This window comes from Ruegeria sp. HKCCD4315, from assembly GCF_013112245.1.
Classification (GTDB): Bacteria; Pseudomonadota; Alphaproteobacteria; order Rhodobacterales; family Rhodobacteraceae; genus Ruegeria.
Genome location: NZ_WVRN01000002.1, coordinates 198,165 through 222,844, shown reverse-complemented (window position 1 = coordinate 222,844; position 24,680 = coordinate 198,165). Strand labels below are relative to the sequence as shown.

The following is a 24,680-nucleotide window of genomic DNA, read 5'->3' as shown; positions in this document are numbered from 1 at the left end:
TTCCAAATCTGATCCGCACTAGCCATTGGGCATGATACGCGCACTAAATGAAAACTGGGCACTGTTCTTAGGGATGCTCATGCTGATGGTAGCCAATGGCCTGTTGGCAACTCTGCTTACAATTCGCGGGGCAAGCCTAGGATTTAGCGACTTTACCATCTCTGTCATGCAGGCCAGTTATCCTCTGGGCGCGCTTGCGGGAACGGCGATGGCCCCGCGTCTGGTGGAAAACGTCGGGCATATTCGGGCCTTTTCAGCGCTTGCATCTTTGGTGTCCATCGCAGCAATCGTACACCTGCTGACCAGCGACGCCGTTAGTTGGAGCGTCATGCGTTTTTTGGGAGGGTTCTGTTACCCTGGGCTCTACGTGATCACCGAAAGCTGGCTGAACGCCAAATCCGAAAACAACACGCGTGCGCAAGTGCTGTCGCTTTACTTCATTATCCAGCTTGCAGGGCCTGCGTTAGGTACCGCGCTTGTTGGCTTTCCCGATCCGACGGGCAATCTGCTGTTCGGCACCGTCTCGATCCTTATTTCTTTGTCTATCGTACCGCTGCTTCTTTCCGGCAACAAAGCGCCAGACTATACGGTTCCGGAACGCATGCCTGTGACGCGATTATACAAGGTCTCGCCCATCGCTGTAATTGGCATCGTTCTGGTCAGCATCGGCGTCTCGGCACATTACATCACCTTGCCTTTGTACGCCTTGCAACAAGGGTTTTCGGCCGCACAGGCCTCGGGTGCCCTGGTGGCGGCACTGATTGCCGGTGCTGTTGTTCAATACCCTGTGGGCTGGATATCCGATCACACTGACAGGCGCTACGTTGTCATCGGCTTGGGTATTATCGTGGCGGTGTCTGGTGCATGGATGGCGGTCAACACGTCTCCCTCATATATCGTTTACGGCTTTGTAGCGATCGCCATCGGATTGTACCCGACCTATTCGATCCTGACAGCTCATGCGAATGATCAACTCCGATTGTCCCAAATCGTACCCGCCAGCGGCACCATGGTTCTGCTGCTGAACATTGGGCTATTGGTCGGAACCATGTTGGGCCCAAACGCGATATCATTGTTCGGAGGTCGCGGATTACAGGTGCTCTTGGCCAGTATCGGGCTGTCTGTAGCGCTGATTGCGTTAATCCGACGCTTTCAAGTCGCCGCACCATCTGAAACCGGTGAAGTGCAAGTTGTGGGTATTATCGGCGCGGCACAACCCGGTGTCTTGCAAGCTGAAACCTTGGTTCAGGAAGAAGAGGCAGGTTTTGACGGGGATGCACGCATAGATGACCCTGTTGAAAAAACCTAGCGCCCCGCACCTTAACCACTGTGCGCAACCGGGCGCTGCGCCACAGACGTACGGATTTCGTCGACAAACAGGTTGATTAGTCGCTTTCTGGGACTGTCGGCACGCAGCAAGACACCAAGCGCACGGGAAACGGGTTTGCCGTCCAAAGGTATCTTACGCAACCGCCCGAATTCCGGATCGGGCATACACAGGTTCGGCACGATAGAAACGCCCAAGTTATGCGCCACCATGCTTGTGAGATCCTCCAAAGATTTCATTTCCATGGCGTATCTCACCCGGATTCCGTTTCGGGCCAGCCAAGTATCGGCCAGAACACCCACCATCCCATCCCGGGCGTGACGCACAAAAGGCTGCTCTGCAAGGATTCGCGTCGGATCGGTATCGGTCACCTCGGGAGAGGTCACCAGCACCAGTTCTTCATCCGCAAAAGGGTGCCATTCCAGTTCTGTAGTTAGGGCTTCCGGCGAACTCAATACTGCCGCGTCGATCACGCCGCGTTCAACCTGTGTCTGCAAATCTCCGGACAAGGCCGAAGTTACGTGAACGCGAAGCTCTGGGTAGGTTTCCAACAAGCGACGGACAGTGGTTGGAATCAATCTGCGGATCGTCGAAGACACAGCTCCAAGATTGAACTCACCACCAAAAGCAGCGTCACCTGCTACGCCGTCCAGGATAGTATCATAGGCACGCACCAGCTCTTTTGCCTTCGGGACCAGCGCCCAACCGGTTTGATTGAGCCTGGGGGTGCGTTGGCTGCGGTCGAACAAAGTGATCTGCAGTTGATCCTCAAGCCGCTTCATCTGCTGCCCAATCGCCGCCTGAGACACATAGACCTTGTCAGCAGCCGCAGCAAAACTGCCAGTCTCAGCGATTGCGACAAGGGTTTTGTACAGCGTGATGCTCATGCAACCATTTCTTCTCGGCGTATGACTAAACTAAACCAAAACTTTATTCTAAATAAAGCATTTTTACATTGAGTAAAGCTTAGGTTTTGGGCGATATGAATGTCAGTGAACAGAGGAACCGACAATGTCCATCCACAGCAAAATCGTTGATGATCTGGTGGCCAATGACATCAGTTTCGTGACCACCGTACCCTGCAAGCAGTTGGCCGGTGTCATCGACGAGGTCGAAGCGCGCCCTGAGATCTTTCACATCCCCTCAAACAAAGAAGACGAAGGCATGGGCCTGTGTGCCGGGGCCTGGATGGGGGGCAAACGGCCCGCCATCATCATGCAGAACACCGCGATCGGCGTGACGATCAACACACTGGCCACGTTGATCCAGTACTACCGGATGCCGCTGCCGATGCTTATTTCATACCGGGGTGAGCTGCGCGAGCCAGTGGCCTGCCAGGTTGAAATGGCCGTGCACACCAAGGCGCTGCTGGCCCAGCTGAACATCCCAACCTATCACTTCCATAAGGAAAGCGACGCGGACGAACTGGATACGATCCTGAAATACACTTTCATGTGCAACAAGCCGGTCGCCATTCTGACCGACGCATCCTTCTGGGGAGGCTACGGAGACCAATGATCCGATCCGAGATTCTGAAAGAAATTGCTCCTGTCATCCGTGACCAGTTGGTGGTCTGTAATATCGGTATCCCCAGCCAGGAACTGCACGCCATCGACGATCAGCCCACCAATTTCTATATGCTTGGCACAATGGGCTTGGCATCCAGCATCGGCTTGGGATTGGCGCTTGCGCAGGACAAAAAGGTGATTGCCATTGATGGAGACGGCTCGGTTCTGACCAATTTCGGGACTTTGCCCACGATCGCCAACAATGTGGCGGACAATTTCATCCTGCTGATCGTTGATAACGGATCGTATGGCTCCACCGGCGATCAGCCGACCTATGCGGGGCAGAAAACCTCATTGGCGGCGGTCGCTTCGGCCTGCGGCTGCGAGAATGTGGTCGAATGCCGGGCCGAGGATACAAAACAGGCTGTCGAAGACGCGCTGGCCGGAGACAAGATGACCATCATCGTGGCCAAATGCGAAAGCGGCAATGCCAAAATGCCCGTCATCACCATGGACCCTGTGGTGATCCGTGACCGCTTCATGAAAGCTGTTCAGGCCTGAGGTCTCGACCATGCTGCCGTCCGGCCAGATCCATTCCAGCGCGGACGCCAGGCGGATCGCCCGCCGGCGTCTGCCTTGGATGGTGTTCGACTACATGGATGGTAATGCGGGTGAAGAGCACGGCGCGGAGTTGAACCGGCGCGCCTTGCAGGACATTCGCCTGCGCACACGGGTGCTGGTGAATGTCAGCGACCGTAGCCTGGACCTGCCCGTTTTTGACCATGCCGCTGCTAGGCCGTTTGGCATCTCTCCCATGGGTATGTGCAATCTGGCCGCGCCCGGGGCGGACCTAATGCTGGCACGTCTGGCGGCCGATTACGAAATCCCGCATGGGGTTTCGACCGTGGCATCGACTCCGTTAGAAAAGATCATCGAAGTGGCTGAAGGCCACGCGTGGTTCCAACTGTATTTCAGCGGCGATGGCAGCAGCGCCATGAAACTTGTGGAGCGAGCCAAGACGGCGGGCTATCGCACACTGGTTTTGACGCTGGACGTGCCCGAGGTCGGCCGTCGCCCGCGCGAGTTGCGTCACGGCTTCAAGATGCCGTTTCGGATCGGACCACGGCAATTTGTCGATTTCGCCATGCATCCACGCTGGTCGCTCAGCACTCTTTTCCGTGGCAAACCACAAATGGCGAATTTCCCCGACGGCACTTTTGACCGCACCGAATCTCGCGCCCGCGCAGATTGGGATTATCTCGCTCGCCTGCGTGACCGATGGGCAGGCAAGCTGGTTGTAAAAGGTGTCCTGGATGCCGAAGACGCGCTGCGGCTAAAACAGGCTGGCGTAGATGCCATTCAAATTTCCAGCCATGGCGGTCGGCAACTGGACTCAGCCATTCCCCCGGTTCTGGCGTTGCCTGACATTCGTCAGGCCGTTGGCCCGGATTTTCCCCTTTTCTACGACAGCGGTTTACGCAGTGGCGAGGACGTCGTGAAAGTACTGGCTTCGGGCGCTGATTTCACCTTTTTAGGGCGTATCCTGTTGTACGCAATTGCCGCGAAGGGCGAGGCAGGGCTGCGGGAATTGTGGGATGTGATATCACAGGAAACCAGCCTGACACTGGCCCAGATAGGTGCCACATCACCCTTGCCCGCTCTGCTTGGACAGAGTCTCGGCCGTTCCGACAGGTCCGCTCAAGGATCCGCAGCACAATAGACTTTTCTGAGTTCTGTCTGTCAGCCCTGCAATTTACCTAATGCTGGCGCAAACTTTGCCACAAAAAACCGACCAGAATTTGTATTCTAAGTTCCGACATCTTTAGCCGGGCCCAACCCGTGAAAGCCAACTGAGCGCATCTGTAATCGGGGCCAACGTAAATCTGCGCTAAAGCAACAATCCCAAAGATTGTCAGACAAGAGCCTAGATATCTCAACCGATTAGCGGTACTAAAGCACAATTCAAAGAAGACCAATTTACTGAAACATTAACTGCCACCAGCCCAATTAGGCTAAGGTGCTGACGTATAAATGTCTGAAGAACTGGATTTGAATCAAAGCACAGGATTTGTCTGAAGATGTCACCAATCGTTCCCTCCCTGTCCAGTTGGCTGGAACAAGCCGGGCTGGGGAAATACGCCGACATCATGAAAAAGGCCGCGATTGAACCGGATATGATCGGTGAGCTTACGGATGCCGACTTTATTGAGCTTGGAATTCCAATTGGAGACCGGTTGCGGTTCCGGCGGCATTACCGGGCGTCATTTGAAACCAAGTCTGACACCGCACCTATTCGCGGATTAGACACAAATGCAGAAACCACAACTGAGCATCGGCAGATAACGGTCCTTTTCAGCGATTTGGTTGGATGGACGGCGCTTTCAAATACGTTCGACTCAGAAGATCTGAGCGAGGCGATCTCGGAATGCCGGGCGCTGTGGACCGCTGCCGTCGAACGCTATGATGGGTTTGTGGCCTTTAGACTTGGAGATGGGATGATGGCCTTTTTTGGCCACCCGCATGCCTACGAAGATGGCGCTGAACGCGCAATTCACGCCGGGCTGGATATTGTCAAAGCAATTGAAAAATACAGTGAAGACTCAAATCTTGAAATCTCCAGAAGGCTGGCTGTGCGTGTTGGCATCGCAACTGGCAAGGTTCTGCTGAACAAGAAAACAACGGGAAAATCCGAAGATATTGATATCCTGGGCTTTACGCCGAACTTTGCAGCGCGACTTCAGGGTGCGGCGCAGCCGAATTCAGTTTTTGTAAGTTCCACGACAGCCTCCTTGGCGTGGCAGAGGTTCAATTTTCAGTTGCACGAAGGAATAACACTGCGCGGAATTGAAGAGCCCCAAAAAATCTACGAAGTGTTGGGAACTGTTGGCAGCAGCGAACGCCCCTCTCATCAAAGCAGAGAGTTCCCTCGTGAGATTATTGGCCGCGCCCACGAAATTGGAATTCTGAATGACTTGTGGGCGACAACTGTAGAAGGCGACGGGCAAATCGCAATAGTTTCCGGCGAAGCCGGGATCGGAAAGTCAGCCATCACAACCGCTCTTCTGACGCAGAGCGCATCAGTGAATGCTGAAACCGTGCAGATGGAATGTCGGTCCTACTACACCAACAGCTACCTTCATCCTGTGATGGACTACGTAGCCACGAAAGCGCACATAACCGACGCCGATACAGACAAAAAGAAACTGGAAAAGCTCTACGCGTTTTTAAGCGAAAAAGGCATCCACGATCACCAGGATCGTGAAACGATCGCAAATATGCTGTTTTTCGACACCCACAAGGACGCGCCTGCGGCCATGTCGACCGAAAGGCAGAAAGCCGAGAGCATCAGGTGCCTCGTCAAGATTCTTCTGCACTCCAATGATGGCCGACCAAAGATCATCCTTTTTGAAGATGCGCATTGGGCAGACCCCACGTCTTTGGAGCTTCTGCATGCCCTTGCTGCTGAAACTCCCAACCACAGGGCATTTCTGGTCATTACATCGCGGCAGGATGAAATCGGTGAAATCAATCGCCAGAATTCCGTTTCCAGTCTGAGGCTCAACCGGCTCTCGCGCGCACAAGGCATCCAGATCATTCGAAACTGGTCTCCGGGCATGCCCATATCAGAGCAACTGGAACAGCAGATTCTGCATAAGTCGGACGGTGTTCCATTCTTTCTTGAGGAACTGACCAAGACCGTCTGTGCCAACATGGCTTCAGACACAGGTGTAAAGCAGGGCACTTTCGGTCAGCGTGACTACGTGACGATCCCGGCAACACTGTACGACTCATTGCTTTCACGTTTGGACAGGTCACCCGAGGCGCGCAAACTCGTCGGCTGCGCTGCCGTCATTGGCCGGGAGTTCTCTGAACTTCTTTTGTCCAGAATTTCCAGAGTAAAACGCGACGAAGCGCGCCGCATTCTAGCAGTTTTGATCGACGCTGGCCTGTTGGTTGATGCTTCGGACACAGTGGACGGTGTATTCAAGTTCAAACACGCGTTGGTTCAGGACGCCATTTACGATGGCCTTACACGCAAGGCCCGGCGCGAATTGCATGCGCGCATCGGATTTGTTCTTGAGAACTCCAGCACTGAGTCAATCAAGAATTCACCGGAAATTCTGGCCCAACACTTTGGCAGGGCAAACAACACAGAAAAAGCGCTGAGGTATTGGGAAGCGGCCGGGCGCCGCGCGATGGAACACTCGGCCACGACAGAAGCGATAAGTCACTTTGAGCAAGCGCTTTCTTTGATCGATAACAAGCCGTCAAATCAACAAAAGAGACGTCAAAAAATCGAATTGCTTACGAACTATGGCGCAGCACTGACAAGCGTAAAAGGCTATACTGCGCCTGAAACTGTTCAGGCATATGAAGACGCCTGGCAGCTTACCAATTCCGGTGAAGACAAGACCTGTTTGCATGAAATTCTTTATGGAATGTGGAACTCAGCGCAGGTTGGGTCGGACTATGCACGCGCGCAGGAACTTGCGGATCTTTGTTTGGATTTTGCTAAGCAGCGAGATGACGAAGTCTCAAAACTGGTGGCCCGGAACCTGTGTGGAGTAACCTCTACACTACGGGGTGATCACCGACAGGCTGAAACACATCTGTCCAAATCTGTCGAAATTTATGATCCCACACGTTTTCAATCGCTGTCCATCCAGACCGGCGAGGACCCCGGCGTCGAAAGCTTGTGCTTTTTGTCGCTCAACCGTTGGTATATGGGTCGCACGAACGAGGCCGTTGAGTTCGCGGATCGGTCGCTGGAACTGGCAAAAGAAATCGCGTATAAACAATCGCTTGTGTACTCACTGGCGATGCGCGGAGTCCTGCTGCATTTCAGTTCCGAATATGATGCCCTGATTGAGGTATCAGACGAGATAATCGAACAATCCAAACGCCACAACTATCCTTTCTTTGTCGAGTGGAGCCTTAATCTGAAAGGCTGGGCACTTGCGAAAAAAGGGCTTCATGATGAGGGGCTGGCCCTTATGTCAAATACTTGGCAGCAAGGGTTTTGCACGTTGCTTGAGGCAAAGGTTCATCTTGAAACGGGTGAGAAAAACGCAGGGCTGGACTTGGTGGACGACATTATCACCAAACAACCCTGGCTATCGCCCGAAGCGCAGCGCGTCAAAGGAGAGCTTTTGTTGCTGGGTTCAAACCAAGACCGTGATGGCGCGCGCTCGTGCTTTCTTGACGCCTTCACACTTGCGGAAGAACAGGGGGCTAAAAGCCTCATGCTCAAAACCGCGCTCAGCATGGCAGATCACGCGTCGACCCAGGATCCGGGATGGCCCGATCTGGTGTTCCTCAAGCGGGCACTGGCCGCAGTCGACACAAGCAACCCTACAGTGGACCTGAAAAGAGCACAGAAGCATCTTGAGCGGTTAGGCGGGAGATCACCGAATGTTGCGTGAAAGACAAAGCGCAGACACCGCTCAATCGAAAGAGGACGTTCTGGCGTTTTTCCGCAAGCTCAAGAAGATCGATAACGCGCTTCGGTTCCCCGAAGGATCTGGGCAAAGGCTTTTGGACATTGAATTAAAGCCCGCTCCATTTCAAAAACGGCACCTGTTCGACAACATGGCCAAACAAGCCCCAGCGCTTTACCGGGATTTCCCTCAGCCCATGGCGCGTAAAAGCGACGGTGACATCGTCTGCACACCAGAGCAGTTGGCGACCCGGTTGAGTAAGTGCACTTCCTCAGAGACTTATCCGGTTCGATTGGGAACAAGTGACGAAAAGCGGGACCTGAGTATCGCGGAAATCCTGCAACGCTGGCGGCAGTCTGGCGTTATCATGGGCGTCACAGACCTCCCGGTTAGAGACAGCGCGCTCTCCGAGTTCTTTGACGTGGATTTCCTGCAACCGTGGAATCTCATGTCCGGTGCTTCCGAAAACATTCGCGAATTGGAAATGCTGACTGCAGTGTTCAGCACAGCTGGTAAACTGACCGACTCTCATTCAGATGATATGGCGGTTTGCAATCATTGCTGCATCGGAAGCAAATTGTGGCTGGCATGGGACACTTATGAAGGGCTTGCAGCTGGTCTGGACGATGTTGAACGGATCAGTGTGACAACCCGCGCCCGGTTCGATGCCGAGGCTTTTTTTTCTCTGAAAAGTGCCTGCTGGTTCGTCATCCGCCCTGGTGAAACCCTGTTCTTGCCCGGAAAGTTCACACATCGCGTTTATACGCTAGAGAACTATATCGGCGTTGGAAGCTTTTATGTGGGCTTTAGCAACCTGTTGCACACAGCCCGCCGCTGGATGACCCATGGCTCGCTATGGGACCCGGAGCCCGACGGGCCAAAAGGGCAACGCGCGGACGACTTGCTTACGTTTGGAATGTCTTCCCTAAAGACCGTTTTGCATTCAGGTGGCGCAAATCAGCAGGACTATGGCATCGCAGAAATTGCCACGGCACTTGACCATATTGATTGGTCAGATCCTGTTGTAGCCACCCTGCTACGTGATCGACCAAATTTTGCACGAGCGGCGGACATGCTGCGCAAAGCCACCGCTCAGACATCTTGACCGGGATCAGCCTTTGTTGTTCGGGTTTTTCTTAACACCACCACCGCCATCGCGTCTTTGGCGGTTGTCGTTGATCAGCTTGATCGCTGTTGTGATGTTTTCCAGTTGCTGCACAGCGCTATCCTGCGAACGCAAAAGAATTTCTTCAATCTTGTTGAGATGGGCAATGGGCAGTTCATTCAAATCAGCTTCTTGTACAAATACAGTTAAATCACTCATGGTATCTCCCTTTCTGATCAGGAGAATGAGCTTGCGCATCCAATCGGTCAAGGTTTTAGTTTCTATCCCAGATGCCCAGTCAACGTTCTGAACGCATGCCGATATTCAATATTTCTCTGCCAGAGGCAGAGACCACACAGCAAACTTTAAGGGGGAAAAATGGCAGCCAACTACGATTGCAGCAAATGCCCCGGGTTTTGTTGCACCTACGATGAAATCGACCTGCTCGCCCCCGACGTCACCAGGCTGTGTTCGCATTTGGGCATCTCGGAAGAGAAACTGATCTCAAAATACACCAAGTTTGGGATGTTCAGTGGGCGCAGCCAATATCCGTTGAAGCTTAAGCATAAAGTTGATCGCGTTTACAAAAAGATATGCGTGTTTTTCGACCAGGACCTGCGCGTCTGCACAGTATACGACGCGCGGCCCAAGGCTTGCCGCGCATATCCACATGGTGATCGGTGCGGGTACTATGACTTTCTGTCATTTGAAAGAAATCTGCACAGTGACGAAGATCATATCCCGTCTACCTGAAAGGCGACTGACAAAGAGCAAAGTATCTCTGAACCCAGCCCGAGCAGATCGGGCTTGGCCACGATAGGTCAGAATTGCTTGGTAAAGACACTCAATTGAAGAAGTACTTTAATCCAAAGTAGGGCCCGTGTTGGGTCACATCATAGGCAAACGCACCCGTGCTCAGTGTGTCACTGTAGTCAACGCTGAAATAGCGATATCCAAATATGATCGATGTTCTGTCCCAGGGTTGATAATCGAAACCGACATTCGCGCCGATCTGAAGATCATTTCCCCCAGCCCCGAAACCACCAAGGTCGATTGACGTAACTGCCGTCCATCGTTCGTTCAATCGCCACATGCCGCGCGCACCGATGACCGGTTCGACCCAGCCTTGATCCCCTCCCAATACAGGTGGAGTGGTTGGCCCTGGTGTTGTGATGTCGATCTCTTGCCGGATCGAGTTGTATCGAATGCCACCCTGAAGATCGACAGTATAGCGTTGATTGGCGGTGCCATAGGTGCCGTCTGCAATTCGATAAGCGCCTAAGACCGCAAACCACTTTTGCCGAACGTCTACATTCACCGAAGACCCGAGCGGCCCTGGCAGCGTCGCGTCCTCTTCTATTCCCACATAGTTGGCATCAACGATAATCCCCAGGTCACCATTCCAGGCTTCGTAACGCCCGGCCGCCGCGAAATCGAGAACTTCCAAGACGTCGCCCAGATCAAGATCAAGATCAGCCGAAAGACCTGCAACCGTGGACGTTCCTGTGGTTCTGAGTGGTGTGAATAAGTAAAATCCAAGGGTATGCCGCCAGCCTTCGTCATCTTGCCCCGGCGCAGGAAGCGATTGAGCGGACGCGCCAAAAGCAAGCAGATAGGACAGAGTTATCGTGCTGACGGCGCAAGCAGGTGTATTTAAGTTCATTTACCGATCTCCTAGCTTTTCACTTCCACAGGAACAGGCCACGCTGGCGATGCTTGGGCAAAACGCACCTCATTTGCTTACCGAGGATTGCTTGATTTTGAATGCCTCAACTGCCGCGGCGGTTTCAGGGCGAATGTTTTCAATCCCCTCATAAGGGATGCCGAACGCGGGCTTCTCGTCAGGGAATTTTTCCTTCCGGGCTTGGTGACGAGCGAGAATTCGAACGAATTCCTGACCTCCCCAAGCACCGACTTCAGTCGAGACAGGATACTTTTCGTGAGTGTCGCGATAAATGTCTATGAAGTCTGCCAAAATACCGTTTGTTAGGTCCTTCGGCAGGTTCATTCGGAATTTATCCTTAATGATCGCTCCGGGTTTATCAATGTTATACACGATCAACGAGTCTCGGCGACCTTTGGATTCATCAGCGAACAAAATCGATGCTGACTGATCGACGCCATCTACCAGCCGATCGCGCGGGATGAACCCATCTGCACCAGCAATACGTGACAGTGTCGTATAGAGATCGGAGACGTGTAAGATGTTGTTAACCATTGAATCTGGGCCGATAACACCAGGCCAGCGAATAAAGGCGTCAACTCGAACCCCGCCTTCGGTGGTGTCGCCTTTGCCACCTTTGTAGATCATCGGTGTGAAGCCGGATTGAGGTGAGTATTTGGTGAAATGTCCGTTGTCACCCATGACAACAACGACAGTGTTATTGGCGACGTCCAGATTTTCCATTTCGGCGAAGATTTCCCCGAGGTATTCATCGAGCAACTGGAGCTTATCGGCGTAGAGGCCCCCATTGGGTGACTCTGGCCCAGTTCGTCCAGTACGCGTGTTATGTAGTGGGATCATCGGCCAGTATTGAAGGAAGAATGGTTGCTCACCGGTAGCAAGACGTCTTAGCTCTTCTATCGTTTTGTCTTGATACGCTTGGTTCATCTCATCGTATTTCAATGCGCCCCAACGCTCGCCTGGTTGCATTCGAATCTCCATGATTGGTCCACCTGCCTCGCCTTCGATGACGGTCATCATTGCTGAAGCGTCTGGGCGGAACCACTCGTCGAGCACGTAATCAGGTACAAAATCTCCGATACCGACTGAGACTTGCTCGCGAATGGCATCGTCGTTGAAAATCGTAAGCTGACCTTGTTGGTGGATCGCATGTTGTGCGTAATCGAAACCCTGGTTCATCGCCCAGCTCTCAGCGATGTCACCCATGTGCCATTTACCTACATGGCTGGTGGCATAGCCAGCTTCTTTAAGAACCTCAGCAAGAGTGACTTCCTTTCCTGGAAGACCGAAGCCGGCTATATCCACAGTCGTGTTGCCCATTCCCATGCGTACTGGAAGACGCCCAGTCATTTGAGCAACCCGTGTCGGAGTACAGGATGGTTCGGTGTACATTCGCACCATCCGCATACCTTCGTCCGAGAATTGATTGATGTTCGGAGTTTCAATGCCTCGTACTGCGTTGAGTTCCGGTATACCCATATCCCCGAAACCAAGATCATCAATCAGGATGGAAACGATATTTGGCGGATTGCCATTATTGCGCTCCCGGAACTCGGAAAGCAGCGCGTCAACCGCAGCATCATCCTCGGCCCATTTTTCGGCGTGTTGGGCTTGCAGTATGTAATACTCGGCGTCGTGAATGATCGGCGCCTCCTGCGCCGTTAACACTTGAGCTGCGATACATATGCTCGCGGATAGACAAACCACTTGTCTCATGTCGCCTCCACTCATTGGCTTTGTTTCGGTTCTGTTTCGGGTTCGGATACTGGAGGCTTCTGAATTTGGACTGCGTCCAATGTTTCAGTCCCTACGCGGTTGATGTCTGTAGTCGGAAAGAACTCGACCCAGACATGCCAGAACATCCCCGATCTCAGGGTTTCGACACGGCTGAGCTTTCCGTGATTTGAATTGCCGAAGAAATCAATTTTCGTTATCGGAGCGCCGCCGTCATTGTACCAGACACCCACGCTTTCATAGACCGGGTCATAGGCAACCACGACATCTCGGCCCCCAACGTTTGCATTGATCAACCCTTGATGCTCAGCAATGAAGTCATCGGTCCAGCAGACAGCATCGTCAGCTATTGTAACGCCCCAAACGTAGGTTTTGTTGGGCAACCGGTCATCACTATGGCTCATGTTATCCATGACCGGCGCTGACTCCTGATGCTGCTTCGCAATCCCCGAGGCGAAAACGGTCTCGGTGAACAGATCGAATAGCCGCAAGAAAGGGTTTGAAGAGGGTTTGTTCAAAAACACTTCGCCATCTGGATATGCCTTTTGGAAGCCTCGAAAACTCATCCGAAAGGTAGGCCAGGGCTGCATAGCAGATTGATCGGACGGATCATTGTCAAAACGGCCGTAAATCTGCTGAATGGGCTCGCCTGTCGTGTTGTCCCGCAGGATCAGGTTGTTGCCATGCTGGGCCATGACTTCAAGATCAAGCCGTTTGCCATTAATCTGCGGTTTGTAAGCCAGACCCAGATTGGCCATGGCGCAGTATGTCATCACAATATCGTCGCCACCCAGCCCCTCAGAATTTCCTGCCAAATGCGGGCGCATCAACTGCGCATCGGAATGGGCGCGGGCATGTCCGTTGTTTTCGATCACAAGAACGCTTGCCGAAGGGTTTATGAATTGCTTGGCTTCCGAGATAGGGAAGTAACGGGCGCTGTCTTGCTGGTTTCGCAGACCAACGTGTACCCAGATCCAAGGGAAAACGAACAGGAAGACTATAAGAAGCGTTACGGCAGGCGCGCCGAGGAAGAACAACCAACCCGGACCGCCGCCCATCAGATGACCCAACAGCATCAAAGCCAACCCGCCAACACCAACTGCGATATAAGTGTTTTCGTTTCGAATGAACCGGATCATATTGTTCCGCTTCACCTTCAACACCATCTGGCTGATATCCCCCAGGTCGCGGAAATACATAAAGCCGATAGACAACGATACGACCAGACCCAAATAAAACAACAAGTTAGCCAGCATTTGGATCACCTTTCCTGCGGTTTGTTAGCCTTCGGAGGAATTTGATTTGGACGCGAGGTAGAGCCGAATTTCGTCCTCAAGCCCCCGAAGGCTATCAGTTAAATCTGTGTAGGTTGGATCGCTGGCATCGCAGGGCAGCAGCGCTGTCAAGCTTTCATAGTCGGCACAGATTTGTGCAAACACTGTATCCGAACTGCGTAGCCGGCCGATTTCGTTCGTTTGTTCCGGAAACACTAATGTCAATGAAACCATGTCGATCCCCAAGGTACCTGATCTCGCTTAGGCCTCAGCGAAAAGGCTATTCCCCCTCCTTTCCAGTTAAGTATCGTCGAAATTCATTTACATATTCAGGTATCTTAACGTATGTTACGTCGTAACATGTTTATTTTCAGATGCTTACGAAAAGCGTGAAAGCGGCTGATGTGGTGACATCTAGGGGGTTACACTCAGAATCGGGCCGTGATCCGATTCCGAAAAACCTGACGGATCCTGAGATCCGGCAGGCATTGGATGCCATATTGAACAGCCCGGAATTTGAAGGGGCTGAGCGGTTACAGTCTTTTCTACGATATGTCGTTGAAACTCTTTTGGCTGGGCACGGGGACAACATCCGGGCCAAGTCGATTGCCGAGGATGTCTACGGCAGATCACTGGGTGGGCGCGGCGATCCAATGGCCGTGGTGCGCGTAGATGCCGGCCGTATGCGGCGGCGACTGGCAAACTATTACTCGAATTCCGGCAAGGATGAGTGTTTGCGCATTCACGTGGATCCCGGAGGATATGTACCCCGGTTTGAGGTGATTTCGGCCAACCATGAAAACGGCACGCCTTGGACACGTCGCAATTGGTTGCGCAGTGTTGCACTGATGGGCGTTCTGCTGTTATGCGCCACCGGATTGTACCTTCAATTCAACCCTCAGCAGTCGACGAGCGTCTCAGACCCATCCGAAGCCGCGAGAAAACAACAAGCTGTCCGGGAAGCTCTGTTTTCCACCAATCCCACTAAGCTGCAGGCGATGAATCTGGCTGACGAAGCGCGTCCTTTGATGTTCCCAGTTCTGGATCGTGCCCGATTGCAAGCTGTGAGCGGTATGTTCGAGCGCGCCATTGCGTTGGACAACTCGTATTTTGGCGGATACGCGGGCTCGGCACAATCGTTAGGGATCCTGGCGATCACCACTCCGACCGGAGCAGAGAAGCGCGATTTTCTGGTTCAAGCAGAGGCGCATGCCGATAAGGCCGTCGAACTCGCACCCGGTGAAGGCTGGAGCCACTCGGCGCTGGCTCTTGTCTCTTTTGCCAAGCGCGACTTCGAAGCGACGATGGCCCATTCGAACCGTGCGATCCGCCTCGCGCCTGATGACATCCATGTTATTAACTTTGACGCTTTGTTTGCGTTGTTTGGTGGAGATTTTGAACGTGCTACCAGGTCCGCCAAACGCGCGCAAAACTACGACACCACCAATCGCAGATTCCCATATCGAAGCGTGCTGGCATCATCGAATTTTCATTTGGGAGATTATCAGGGCTGCGTCGACCAATTCAACAGATCGATCAGGTTGGGCGACCCGGTCAGTGCCATCTCGATCGGTTACCTTGCTGCAGCCTATCAAAGGTTGGGAGAGCACGACCGGGCAAAGGCAACAATTCTTCTCTTGGATGAGGCTTGGCCCAACTACCCTCTGAGCGCTTTGCTTCGGGCCCTGTTCGCCGATCCGTCACATGCCGAAGACATAATCAGCGCCCTGAACGAGATTTAGGCATTGCGTGGCCACTCATGCACGTTTTGTGCTGTGTCGCATGAACAAACCACTCTTATAGTGCCCATGTAGGTCAAACTGGCGTGCACGCTGTCTTTGACCATGCGAGCGCCTCAGATGACAAACCGGACCCCAGCGTCTCAACCACGCGCTGGTTATACGCGTTTATCCATTCACGCTCGGCATCGGTCAGCATCTCGACCAGCAACATGTCCGTTTGAATAGGACACCATGTCAAGTTCGAGAACGTCAGAAAGCCATCATCTACCTCGACAATTTCAACCAGGTTTTCGATCCGAATTCCAAAACTGTCTTGCTCGTAATATCCTGGTTCCAACGAGAGGATCATGCCCGGCGCCAGATCAACCGGGTTATAGGGCTTGCCAATTCGCTGAGGGTGTTCATGCACGGACAGTCGGTGGCCCACTCCATGACCTGTCCCATGATCGTAGTCCAGCCCGAGGTCCCACAGCGGTCGACGACAGATTGCATCGATGTGATGACCTTGCGTACCGGGCGGAAAGCGCAGGGTCGCTATCGAATGAAACGCCTGGAACACAGCCGTGTAAGCCCGATCATATCCCTGTGGGCGTTTTGGCCCAAAAGCGAAGCTGCGGGTGGCATCGGTGGTGCCAGTCTCGTACTGACCACCGGAATCCAGCAGATATGTGTCACCAGGACGGATCGCCACCTGATTGTCCCCTCGTGTCGAGTAGTGGCACATAGCAGCGTTGCCGCCTGCGGCAGATATGGAATTGAAGCTTTGTTCAAGAAAACCGGGTTGGCGTTGACGAAAGCGCAAGATCGCCTCTTCTGCTTCGCGCTCTGTAACAGGCTGGCCCGCTTCACTGCGGCGCGGGACTTCGGCAGCAAGCCAGGCGCAGAACTCGACCCAAGCTATGCCGTCTTGGATATGGCAGGATCGCATCCCCTGCAGCTCTACAGGGTTTTTTACGGCCTTACGGGCAGTTAGGAAACTTGAATGAGGTTGCGCAATACCACCGGCTTTTTCTATGGTCGCGCGCACGGCAACCGGCGAAAACGCGGGATCGAACAAGACACTCTGCCCCTGCTCGACTTGCTTTTTTACAGCAGGCAGAAATTCGTCAGGAGCGCGGACTTGAACCGTCTCGGGCAAGAACTGGAGAACATCCGGGTGTAGCTTAGACGGCGCAACAAACCAAAGCACACTACCGTTTGCGTTCACCAACACAAAGGACTGCGGGATTGGGTTAAAGGCAACATCCGCCCCCCGAATGTTCAGCAACCAGGCGATGTTGTCGGGCTGCGTTTCAACCAACAGTTCCGCACCGCTGGCCCGCATCCAGCTTACCAGTTCATCGATTTTCTCGCGTGTCGGCTGACCTGAAATCTGAACCGGAAAAGGTTCTATTTCTCCAACCGGGGGCAATGGTTGGTTCACCCAAATTCTGTCAACCGGGTTATCTTCGACAGTGACCAGCTTGCCTTGCTGGACCGCCTTGGCAAACCGGTCGAATAAGGTTGGAGGAATATGCATCGGATCAAATCCAACCTGCCAGCCGAGCTGCGCCACACCCGCCAGCCAATCTTCGGGCGGATCATCGAACAAATGGTGGTGCGAGAACAATGGCTTGGGGCATTGGTTCACCGCCTGAACAACATAGCGCCCATCCACAAACAGCGCGACCGTATCCATGGTGATGATGGCAAGACCTGCCGATCCGGTAAACCCGGTCACGTAAGCAAGCCTTTCATCATGCGGCGCAACATATTCCGCCTGATGCGCATCATATCGCGGCAAAATAAATGCATCCAATTGTCTGGCTTTCATTTCCGCGCGCAAAGCGGCGACGATTGGAGCCTTGTTCGCGTCAGGGGCGTCAAGCATGGGTATTGATCTCTTCAACATGATGGCAGGCAACTTCGCCCTGCTCCTTGAATGGTTGCAGGGTGGGTCGAGTTGCTTTGCAGATTTCGGTGGCGTGGCGGCAGCGCACATGGAACGGGCAACCGGACGGCATATTCAGGGGCGAAGGCAGTTCGCCTTCCAGCTTGACCGCCCTGCCCCGATCATCGGGGTTCAGCGATGGGGCCGCTTGCAGTAACGCCTGACTGTAAGGGTGCGCCGGGGCGGAAAACAGCGTCTCGCTGTCTCCGATCTCGACAATCCGGCCCAGATAAATCACCGCAACACGGTTTGAAACGTGACGCACCAATCGTAGGTCATGAGCGACGAACAGGATTGTCAGCCCCAAAGTCTCCTGCAATTCAAGCAACAGATTGACCACCTGTGCTTGCACCGAAACATCCAGTGCCGAGACCAGTTCATCCGCGATCAGAACCTCGGGCTCGACCGCCAAAGCGCGGGCAATGGCGATACGTTGGCGCTGCCCGCCCGAAAACTCATGCGGCAGCTTGTGCTGTGCATCTTGCGGCAATCGCACCAGCTCCAGCAACTCGGCAACGCGCTCGGGGATGTCCGCTTCTGGGCGCATCTCATGCACGCGCAGCGCTTCGGTCAGGATTTGCCCCGTTGTCATCCTCGGATTCAGAGACGAGTACGGATCCTGAAACATCATCTGAACGCGACGATTATACACCCTGTCCGGACGCTGATCGGCCGCAAAGATATCATGACCATCAAAACGAATTTCACCATCACTGGGTTTGTAAAGCCGTACGATACAGCGGGCGAGTGTGGACTTGCCGCAGCCGGACTCTCCTACGACACCCAGTGTTTCGCCCCGGATCAGATCCAGGCTGACACCATTCAGTGCGTTCACGACACGACCGGGGCGACCGGTCAGAAAATCGCCTGGGCTGCGCCCTAAAGGAAAGCGCAGATGCAGGTCGCGGATTTCCATCACCGTGGCGCTCATGCGGCATTCCCCTGAGACGTGGCAATCGGATTGAAACAGGCCACCTGCCGCCCTTCGGTGATCAAAGACAAGGCCGGGCGATCCTGACTGCATGGTGAAATACATGACGCGCAGCGCGGGGCAAAAGCACATCCCACAGGCAAAGCGTCCAACCCCGGTGGTACGCCGGGTATGGAGTAAAGAGGTGTGCGAGGCGGCAAATTCTCGGGCACCGAGCGCATCAGACCAACGGTATAGGGATGACGCGGTTCGCGCAGGACATCCCTGACCGGCCCTTGCTCGACGATCCGGCCCGCATACATCACCGCAACTCTGTCGCAAGTCTGCGCCACGACGCCCAGATCATGCGTGACCATCACCACCCCCATATCCAAGTCCTGCGCCAGTTGAAGAATCAGATCGAGGATCTGGGCCTGAATGGTGACGTCCAGCGCCGTGGTTGGCTCATCCGCAAGCAACAATTTAGGGTTCGCTGCCAGCGCAATGGCGATCATCACCCGTTGCCTCATGCCGCCGGAAAACTGGTGCGGGTAGTCCTTCAACCGTTGTGAAGCCGACGGGATACCGACCAGATCCAGCATCTCTATAGCACGATCCCGGCGCGCTGCTCGCGACAGGTCGGTATGGGCGCGCAACGTCTCTTCAAGTTGTAGACCAACCGTCAGCAGCGGGTTGAGAGAGGTCATCGGCTCTTGAAAGATCATCGCGATCTCACGCCCCTGAATTTGACGCAGGGCGCGATCTGCCATCCCGACCAGATCGCGCCCTTGCCAACGCACTGTTCCGGTTACATCCCCGTAACGGCGCGCAAGTCCAATGATCGAACGCAACGTGACGCTTTTGCCTGATCCGCTTTCCCCGACCAGCCCTAGGACCTCACCCTGCGCGACAGAAAAGCTCACGTCACGCAAGGCAGGCAAGGCGCTGCCGTTGCGGTAGAAGGTGGTGTTCAGGCCCTCGACCTGCAGGATCGGTGTGTTGTCTTCCATCCCTTACCCCCTCGGCCTCAACAGATCGGCCAACCCGTCGCCCAACAGGGAAAAACCAAGACCGGTCAAAACAATTGCGAGCCCCGGCATCAGGCTCAACCACCACGCGGTTGAGATAAAGTTGCGCCCTTCGGCAATCAGAACGCCCCATTCGGCCTGCGGCGGTTGTGCACCCAACCCCAGATAGCCGAGCGAAGACCCCAGAAGGATCACCAGTGCCATGTCGGTCATCCAATAAACGATCACAGGCGTGATCGCGTTGGGCAGCAAGTGGCGGAAGATGATGCGACGGTCGGAATAGCCCATGACGACCCCGGCGGCCGCATAGTCATTGCCCATCTGAGCGATGACTTCGGCTCGCATCAGACGCGCGTAATACACCCAATAGACCACCGAGATGGCGATATACATATTGACCAATCCCGGCCCCAGCACAGCGACCACCGCGATCACCAGTACCAGAAACGGGAAGGTGATGACTGCATCAACAATCCGGCCAAAGATCATATCGGCGATGCCTCGGTAATAGCCGACCAGTGCGCCGATGATCACACCTGTTACCAGCGCAAACACGGTGCCGAACACAGCCATTTGCATATTGACCTGATAGGCCCAGATCACCCTCGAAAGGCTGTCTCGGCCCAACAGATCGGTCCCAAACGGGTGCGCCCATGACGGAGGTTGACGGATTGCGTTGTAATCAATCGCATTTGGATCATATGGCGCGAAGACCCCTGGAAAAATCGCCAGCAGGATCGAAAACCCGATGATCAGCATCCCGGCGACAAAACCTGGCTTTCGCAAGGCCATACGCAGGAAAGAAGGGCGGTCAGCGGCGAAGGTCACATCACTCATTGCAGGCGCATCCTTGGATCAAGGCAGCTCTGGAACAGGTCCGTCATTAGAAACACCAGCGAGACCAACACCGCAAAGGTCAGCGTCAGGCCCTGAATCAGCGGATAGTCGCGGGCAAAGATCGCCTCTAGCATCAGCCGCCCCATTCCCGGCACGGCAAACACCGTCTCGGTCACAAGCGTTCCGCTCATTAGGTTGCCGATGGACAGGCCCAGCAGCGTGACGGTCGAAATCAGCGCATTGCGCAACACGTGCCGTCCAAGGATCAGGCGCGACGGCAGGCCCTTGGCGCGGGCGAACTGGACATACTCGGCGTCAAGAACCTCGATAATCGCGCTGCGCAGGTTCCGCATGATGATGGCCGAGGTGTAAAGCGCCACCGTGACCGATGGCAAAAACAGGTGGTACAGTTTTTCTCCAAACGTATCCCCGTAGCCGCCGACCGGGAACAGGCGCAGTTGCGCTGCCAAGAACGTCAGCAGAACCAGACCGATATAGAAAACGGGCATCGAAAGGCCGATCTGGAATACAGTGCGGATTACCGCATCCGGCCAACGGCCGCGATTGAGCGCGGCGACAAAGGCCAGCGGCCCGGCAATCAGCAGCGATAGGACCACGGAATATACTGTCAGAAACACTGTTATCGGCAGACGGTCGGCGATCACATCTATCACATCCGTCCGCATCAGGATCGAACGTCCAAGATCGCCCTGCACTGTATTGCTGAGAAACAACCAGAACTGAACCAGCATGGGCTCCGTCAGACCCAGCCGTTCGCGGATCGCCTGAATATCGGCATCCGAGGCGCGGTCACCTGCCATCGCAATGGCCGGATCACCCGGCAGCATACGCACCAACATGAAGATGATGACCATGACCAGAAAGAAGGTCGGCACCATCATCAACAGGCGTTTGAAGATATAGTTCAGGCTGGACACATCCGCGCTCCGACAAAAGGCCCCGCCGCCAGGGTGCGGCGAGGCAAGGGCTTCAGCTCTTACCGGCTGACTGTTGCTTCATCGAAGATGTTATTACCCAAGGGCGTCTGAACATAGCCCTCGACCGAAGTTCCAAGCGCCACTGCAAAGGGGGTCTCGTACATAAACAGCAGCGGGGCGGCTTCGGCATAAAGGTCCTGCATCTTGGCGAATTTGGCTTTGCGAGCCTCGGTGTCCATCTCTTTCGCGGCTTCTTCGAACAGAGTGTTGAACTCGGCATTCTCCCAACCCGTGCCAACAGCTTTGGCGGTCGGAGTATATCCCAGCCAACCTACGACTTGACTTGGGTCGTTTACATCGTTGACCCAGCCATAGGTGTGGATGTCAAACTCACCGGAACGGTTCTTTGCCCCTCGCGTGGCGCCATCGACCTGTTCAACCACCAATTCGATGCCCAAAGGCGCCCACATCTGTTGCAAGGCCGCAAAGATGGTCGCGTCATCCGCAGAGCCTGCCAGCGTTGTCAGCGTAACTTCAGTGCCCGGTTCCAGACCCGCTTCGGCAACCAGCGCCTTGGCCTTTTCCATGTCATAGGAATACAGCGGGCTGAGGTCAGAGGCGTACTGAGTAGCTTTCGCCATCAGTGGCGAGCTCATTGGCTGACCCGCGCCATGCAGAACCACACCGATCAAGGCATCCTTGTTGGTGCCATAGTTCAGCGCCTGCCGCACGCGGGCATCCGCCAGCGGGTTCGGTGAGCCGTCAGCGCGCGTTTCGCGCGTGTTGATCGGAGAATAGATGATCCGTGTCGATGGGTAGAGCTGCATACTGATATTCGGATCAGCCTCCAACTCGGCCACACGGCTGAACGGGATAAATTCGGCTGCGTCCACTTCACCAGCCTGCAGGCTCAGAATGCGGGTGGCGTCATCCGGGATGATCTCGAAATGTACACCTTCCAAGTAAGGCAGCGGTTTGCCGTCCGCGCCCATGCGCCAGTAATTCTCATTGGCGCAGAAATCCATCGAGGCCCCTTGTTCAAAACCGCACAGGTAAAATGGGCCGGATCCGACGCCAGCAGATGTCGAGGCAAAGATTGCTGCGGATTTATCCTGATCCGTATCACCTGGTGCTGCGTCAAAGGCCGCTTTGGAGACAATCGCCGTGTTGAACGTTGCCAGCATAGACAGAATGGTTGGGTCTGCATCCGTCAAAGAAATCGTGACCGCATTGCCATCGGCTGACACAGTATCAATTGAACCCAACAGGCCCGCCCAAGGGCTAAGATCCGGGTTCCGCGCCCGGTCCAGAGAGAATACGACATCGCCCCCTGACATGGGTGATCCGTCGGCAAACAGAATGCCCTCTCGCAGGGTCAAAGATACCGTCTTGCCGTCGTCTGAGACAGAAAACGTTTCAGCCAAACCGGGTTCAACAGAGTTTCCATCGGCGCTGCCGCGCAGCAGCGTATCGAACAAGCTGCCAACCATCCAAATGTCAGGATTTCGATCCGCATAGATCGGGTCAATCAATCTTGATCCGTCATATCTGGCGAAATTCAGCGTGCCGCCTCGTTCCTGCGCCAACGCTGGCACCGCCAAAGATGAGGCAACAACCAGTCCAAGTACCGATTTCAAATGCATTCTCTTGTCCTCCCGCAACAGCATCTGCTTCATGCGAGGGGAGAATAACCAATTTTTAACATTACTAAAGTTTTTTTTAGCAATGACAAAAACTTTTTAAGCGCGCGCATCTTGATCAGAAGTATTGTTGATCGGCGAAGTCGTAACCCAAAGCTCAACCGCTTCGGTCTCACCCAGCACGATTGAATAGTGCAATGTTGAGGTGTCGTGATGAATCACATCGCCCGGCGACAGCGTGAAAACCTGATCACCCAAATGATATTCCAACTGCCCCGACAACAGATAGCAGAAGGCCTCACCAGTATGGCACATGCGTTCAGAAACATGCCCAGCAGGGCGATGAACGATCTGCGGGTGGAACAACGCGCCAGCAAATCCCGGACCCAGTTTTTCATAATAACGCCCACGTGTTCCAAGCGAATAGGACTGGCGGTTATCCCGCGCAACATATTGGGAATACACCTCGGGCACACTGAGCAATTGCTCGATACTGGTCTGCAAGGCCGCCGCGATCGACATCAGGGATGTCAACGACGGAGAACTTAGCCCGCGTTCCACTTGCGACAGAAATCCGGTTGTCAGCTCGGCAGATTGCGCCACCTGATCTAAAGTCTTTCCCATCGCCTTGCGCCGCCTGCGAATGGCCTGCCCCAGCTCAGTCGGCTTACCTTTCTGCTTGGACTTGGCATGCTTGGTCGGGGCTTGCATTCACGATCTCCTGGGCTTCGGAAAGTGCAAGCCATTCAATAGAATTATTCGGCGAAGATCAAAATTTATTTTTATCAGCCTAAAATGCTTAGACTGATAAGGATACCGCGCAGTGTCTCAGAGTGGAGTGGCGCGATCCAATTTATGCCCATGTTTTTGGGTGACAGTTTTGTATTTTTTCTTGCGACCCCGACAACCTAAGCAGGACGTCAACGGTGCGTGGTGCGGGTCTTTGGCTCTTTTCAGAACTGGAATGATACCTGCACATCGCCGCCGTATTACAGGTCATCCTGAGCTAAGAGTGCTTCAAGCAAAATTCGAAATTAAAGTGCTGCGCCAGCCTGTGCGGGCGCAGTCCAGGTGTAACCCTGAGGTGGAACTTACGGCAGCAGATCAGAGACCTTGCTGAAACCCGCCAGATCGTAGGTAAAGGTAATCGGTTCACCGATCCGGTTTACCCCTGCGATCGTCAACTGGTCTCCGGCGCGCATGGCAGACATCCAGTCCGAGGAAACCGTTGAGCGGGCAAAACACCCCTGCGCCTCGCAGGTCAGAAACGCGGGCTGCGCGACTTCGGTGCCATCAACACTGGCCACCAGCCCTTCGGAAAACAACAGTCCAAAAGGAAGGGTTAGCACAGCCTCAACCTCGTCTTTTCCAGCCGGTTTCACAAATGCGATCGAGGTCAGACGTTGATTGTTTTCGGCCAGAACAATGCTTTGTGTCATCTCGCAAACCAACTCGCCCCCACTGACCAAATTGCTGCAATTGACAGACCAAAGCGGTGCCTCAGTTTCCTGCGCGGCCAGCGGCAGCGCCAACCCCATCGAGACGCCCAAGACACAAATCCAAGTTTTCATTCAGCTGTTCCTCA

21 protein-coding genes are annotated in these 24,680 nt (G+C 54.2%); 8 read left to right on the top strand and 13 right to left on the bottom strand.

The genetic code is table 11. The features are described from left to right. The first annotated feature begins 31 nt into the window (after nucleotides 1–31). Nucleotides 32–1,309 carry an MFS transporter gene (locus tag GS646_RS18945; RefSeq protein WP_171187485.1) on the top strand — a complete coding sequence of 426 codons (1,278 nt, stop codon included), beginning with the start codon at nucleotides 32–34 and terminating at the stop codon, nucleotides 1,307–1,309. Between the two features lie 11 nt (nucleotides 1,310–1,320). Here GS646_RS18945 and GS646_RS18940 read toward each other — a convergent pair whose 3' ends face one another. After that, on the bottom strand, nucleotides 1,321–2,214 hold the full coding sequence (locus GS646_RS18940; RefSeq protein ID WP_171647876.1) for a LysR family transcriptional regulator: 894 nt from the start codon (nucleotides 2,212–2,214) through the stop codon (nucleotides 1,321–1,323). A gap of 124 nt (nucleotides 2,215–2,338) precedes the next feature. Between GS646_RS18940 and comD the strand changes: the two genes are divergently transcribed. The 5 genes from comD to GS646_RS18915 all read left to right on the top strand — a co-directional run bounded on the left by comD (nucleotide 2,339) and on the right by GS646_RS18915 (nucleotide 9,378). Next, entirely contained in the window at nucleotides 2,339–2,845 is a 507-nt protein-coding gene (gene comD / locus GS646_RS18935) for a sulfopyruvate decarboxylase subunit alpha (RefSeq protein WP_171095649.1), read from the top strand. After that, nucleotides 2,842–3,396: a sulfopyruvate decarboxylase subunit beta gene (gene comE, locus GS646_RS18930; protein ID WP_171187480.1), complete on the top strand. Its 555-nt coding sequence runs from the start codon at nucleotides 2,842–2,844 to the stop codon at nucleotides 3,394–3,396. The genes comD and comE overlap by 4 nt, the downstream gene beginning before the upstream one ends. Nucleotides 3,397–3,406: 10 nt before the next feature. Continuing rightward, nucleotides 3,407–4,555, top strand: coding sequence for an alpha-hydroxy acid oxidase (locus GS646_RS18925; protein ID WP_371732114.1), 1,149 nt, complete (start codon nucleotides 3,407–3,409; stop codon nucleotides 4,553–4,555). A gap of 358 nt (nucleotides 4,556–4,913) precedes the next feature. Further along, entirely contained in the window at nucleotides 4,914–8,258 is a 3,345-nt protein-coding gene (locus tag GS646_RS18920; protein ID WP_171647879.1) for an adenylate/guanylate cyclase domain-containing protein, read from the top strand. Beyond that, nucleotides 8,248–9,378, top strand: a complete 1,131-nt coding sequence (locus GS646_RS18915; RefSeq protein WP_171187476.1) for a hypothetical protein — start codon at nucleotides 8,248–8,250, stop codon at nucleotides 9,376–9,378. Before GS646_RS18920 ends, GS646_RS18915 begins: the two co-directional genes overlap by 11 nt. Before the next feature lie 6 nt (nucleotides 9,379–9,384). On the opposite strand, the gene GS646_RS18910 is transcribed toward GS646_RS18915, so the two are convergent. Next, nucleotides 9,385–9,597, bottom strand: a complete 213-nt coding sequence (locus GS646_RS18910; RefSeq protein WP_171105850.1) for a hypothetical protein — start codon at nucleotides 9,595–9,597, stop codon at nucleotides 9,385–9,387. Nucleotides 9,598–9,756: 159 nt separating this feature from the next. On the opposite strand from GS646_RS18910, the gene GS646_RS18905 reads away from it, so the two are divergent. After that, nucleotides 9,757–10,131, top strand: a complete 375-nt coding sequence (locus GS646_RS18905; protein WP_171187474.1) for a YkgJ family cysteine cluster protein — start codon at nucleotides 9,757–9,759, stop codon at nucleotides 10,129–10,131. A 91-nt stretch (nucleotides 10,132–10,222) separates the two neighbouring features. Here the strand turns inward: GS646_RS18905 and GS646_RS18900 are convergent, their stop codons facing one another. The 3 genes from GS646_RS18900 to GS646_RS18890 form a co-directional block, all read right to left on the bottom strand. Beyond that, nucleotides 10,223–11,041, bottom strand: a complete 819-nt coding sequence (locus GS646_RS18900) for a hypothetical protein (RefSeq protein ID WP_171187471.1) — start codon at nucleotides 11,039–11,041, stop codon at nucleotides 10,223–10,225. Between the two features lie 69 nt (nucleotides 11,042–11,110). Beyond that, nucleotides 11,111–12,778, bottom strand: coding sequence for a sulfatase-like hydrolase/transferase (locus GS646_RS18895; RefSeq protein WP_171187469.1), 1,668 nt, complete (start codon nucleotides 12,776–12,778; stop codon nucleotides 11,111–11,113). Nucleotides 12,779–12,789: 11 nt separating this feature from the next. Continuing rightward, nucleotides 12,790–14,052, bottom strand: a complete 1,263-nt coding sequence (locus GS646_RS18890) for a DUF3179 domain-containing (seleno)protein (protein ID WP_171187467.1) — start codon at nucleotides 14,050–14,052, stop codon at nucleotides 12,790–12,792. A gap of 392 nt (nucleotides 14,053–14,444) precedes the next feature. Between GS646_RS18890 and GS646_RS18885 the strand changes: the two genes are divergently transcribed. Beyond that, nucleotides 14,445–15,812, top strand: coding sequence for a hypothetical protein (locus tag GS646_RS18885; protein ID WP_171676241.1), 1,368 nt, complete (start codon nucleotides 14,445–14,447; stop codon nucleotides 15,810–15,812). A gap of 73 nt (nucleotides 15,813–15,885) precedes the next feature. Here GS646_RS18885 and GS646_RS18880 read toward each other — a convergent pair whose 3' ends face one another. From GS646_RS18880 to GS646_RS18845, 8 genes are all read right to left on the bottom strand, one after another. Beyond that, the gene (locus GS646_RS18880) at nucleotides 15,886–17,682 is read right to left on the bottom strand and encodes an aminopeptidase P family protein (protein ID WP_171647883.1); all 1,797 of its coding nucleotides are present in this window, start codon (nucleotides 17,680–17,682) and stop codon (nucleotides 15,886–15,888) included. Beyond that, nucleotides 17,675–18,673, bottom strand: coding sequence for an ABC transporter ATP-binding protein (locus GS646_RS18875; RefSeq protein WP_171187461.1), 999 nt, complete (start codon nucleotides 18,671–18,673; stop codon nucleotides 17,675–17,677). The genes GS646_RS18880 and GS646_RS18875 overlap by 8 nt, the downstream gene beginning before the upstream one ends. Beyond that, the gene (locus GS646_RS18870) at nucleotides 18,670–19,662 is read right to left on the bottom strand and encodes an ABC transporter ATP-binding protein (protein WP_171647885.1); all 993 of its coding nucleotides are present in this window, start codon (nucleotides 19,660–19,662) and stop codon (nucleotides 18,670–18,672) included. Before GS646_RS18870 ends, GS646_RS18875 begins: the two co-directional genes overlap by 4 nt. 3 nt (nucleotides 19,663–19,665) lie before the next feature. Continuing rightward, nucleotides 19,666–20,517, bottom strand: coding sequence for an ABC transporter permease (locus tag GS646_RS18865; RefSeq protein ID WP_171187457.1), 852 nt, complete (start codon nucleotides 20,515–20,517; stop codon nucleotides 19,666–19,668). Next, complete coding sequence (locus GS646_RS18860) at nucleotides 20,514–21,455, bottom strand: ABC transporter permease (RefSeq protein WP_171187455.1); 942 nt, start codon at nucleotides 21,453–21,455, stop codon at nucleotides 20,514–20,516. The genes GS646_RS18865 and GS646_RS18860 overlap by 4 nt, the downstream gene beginning before the upstream one ends. A gap of 59 nt (nucleotides 21,456–21,514) precedes the next feature. Further along, a complete protein-coding gene (locus tag GS646_RS18855; RefSeq protein WP_171187452.1) occupies nucleotides 21,515–23,098 on the bottom strand; it encodes an ABC transporter substrate-binding protein in 1,584 nt (527 codons plus the stop codon). A 96-nt stretch (nucleotides 23,099–23,194) separates the two neighbouring features. Beyond that, nucleotides 23,195–23,806: a helix-turn-helix domain-containing protein gene (locus GS646_RS18850; RefSeq protein WP_171187451.1), complete on the bottom strand. Its 612-nt coding sequence runs from the start codon at nucleotides 23,804–23,806 to the stop codon at nucleotides 23,195–23,197. A 380-nt stretch (nucleotides 23,807–24,186) separates the two neighbouring features. Continuing rightward, nucleotides 24,187–24,666 carry an invasion associated locus B family protein gene (locus GS646_RS18845; protein WP_171187449.1) on the bottom strand — a complete coding sequence of 160 codons (480 nt, stop codon included), beginning with the start codon at nucleotides 24,664–24,666 and terminating at the stop codon, nucleotides 24,187–24,189. Nucleotides 24,667–24,680 lie beyond the last annotated feature (14 nt).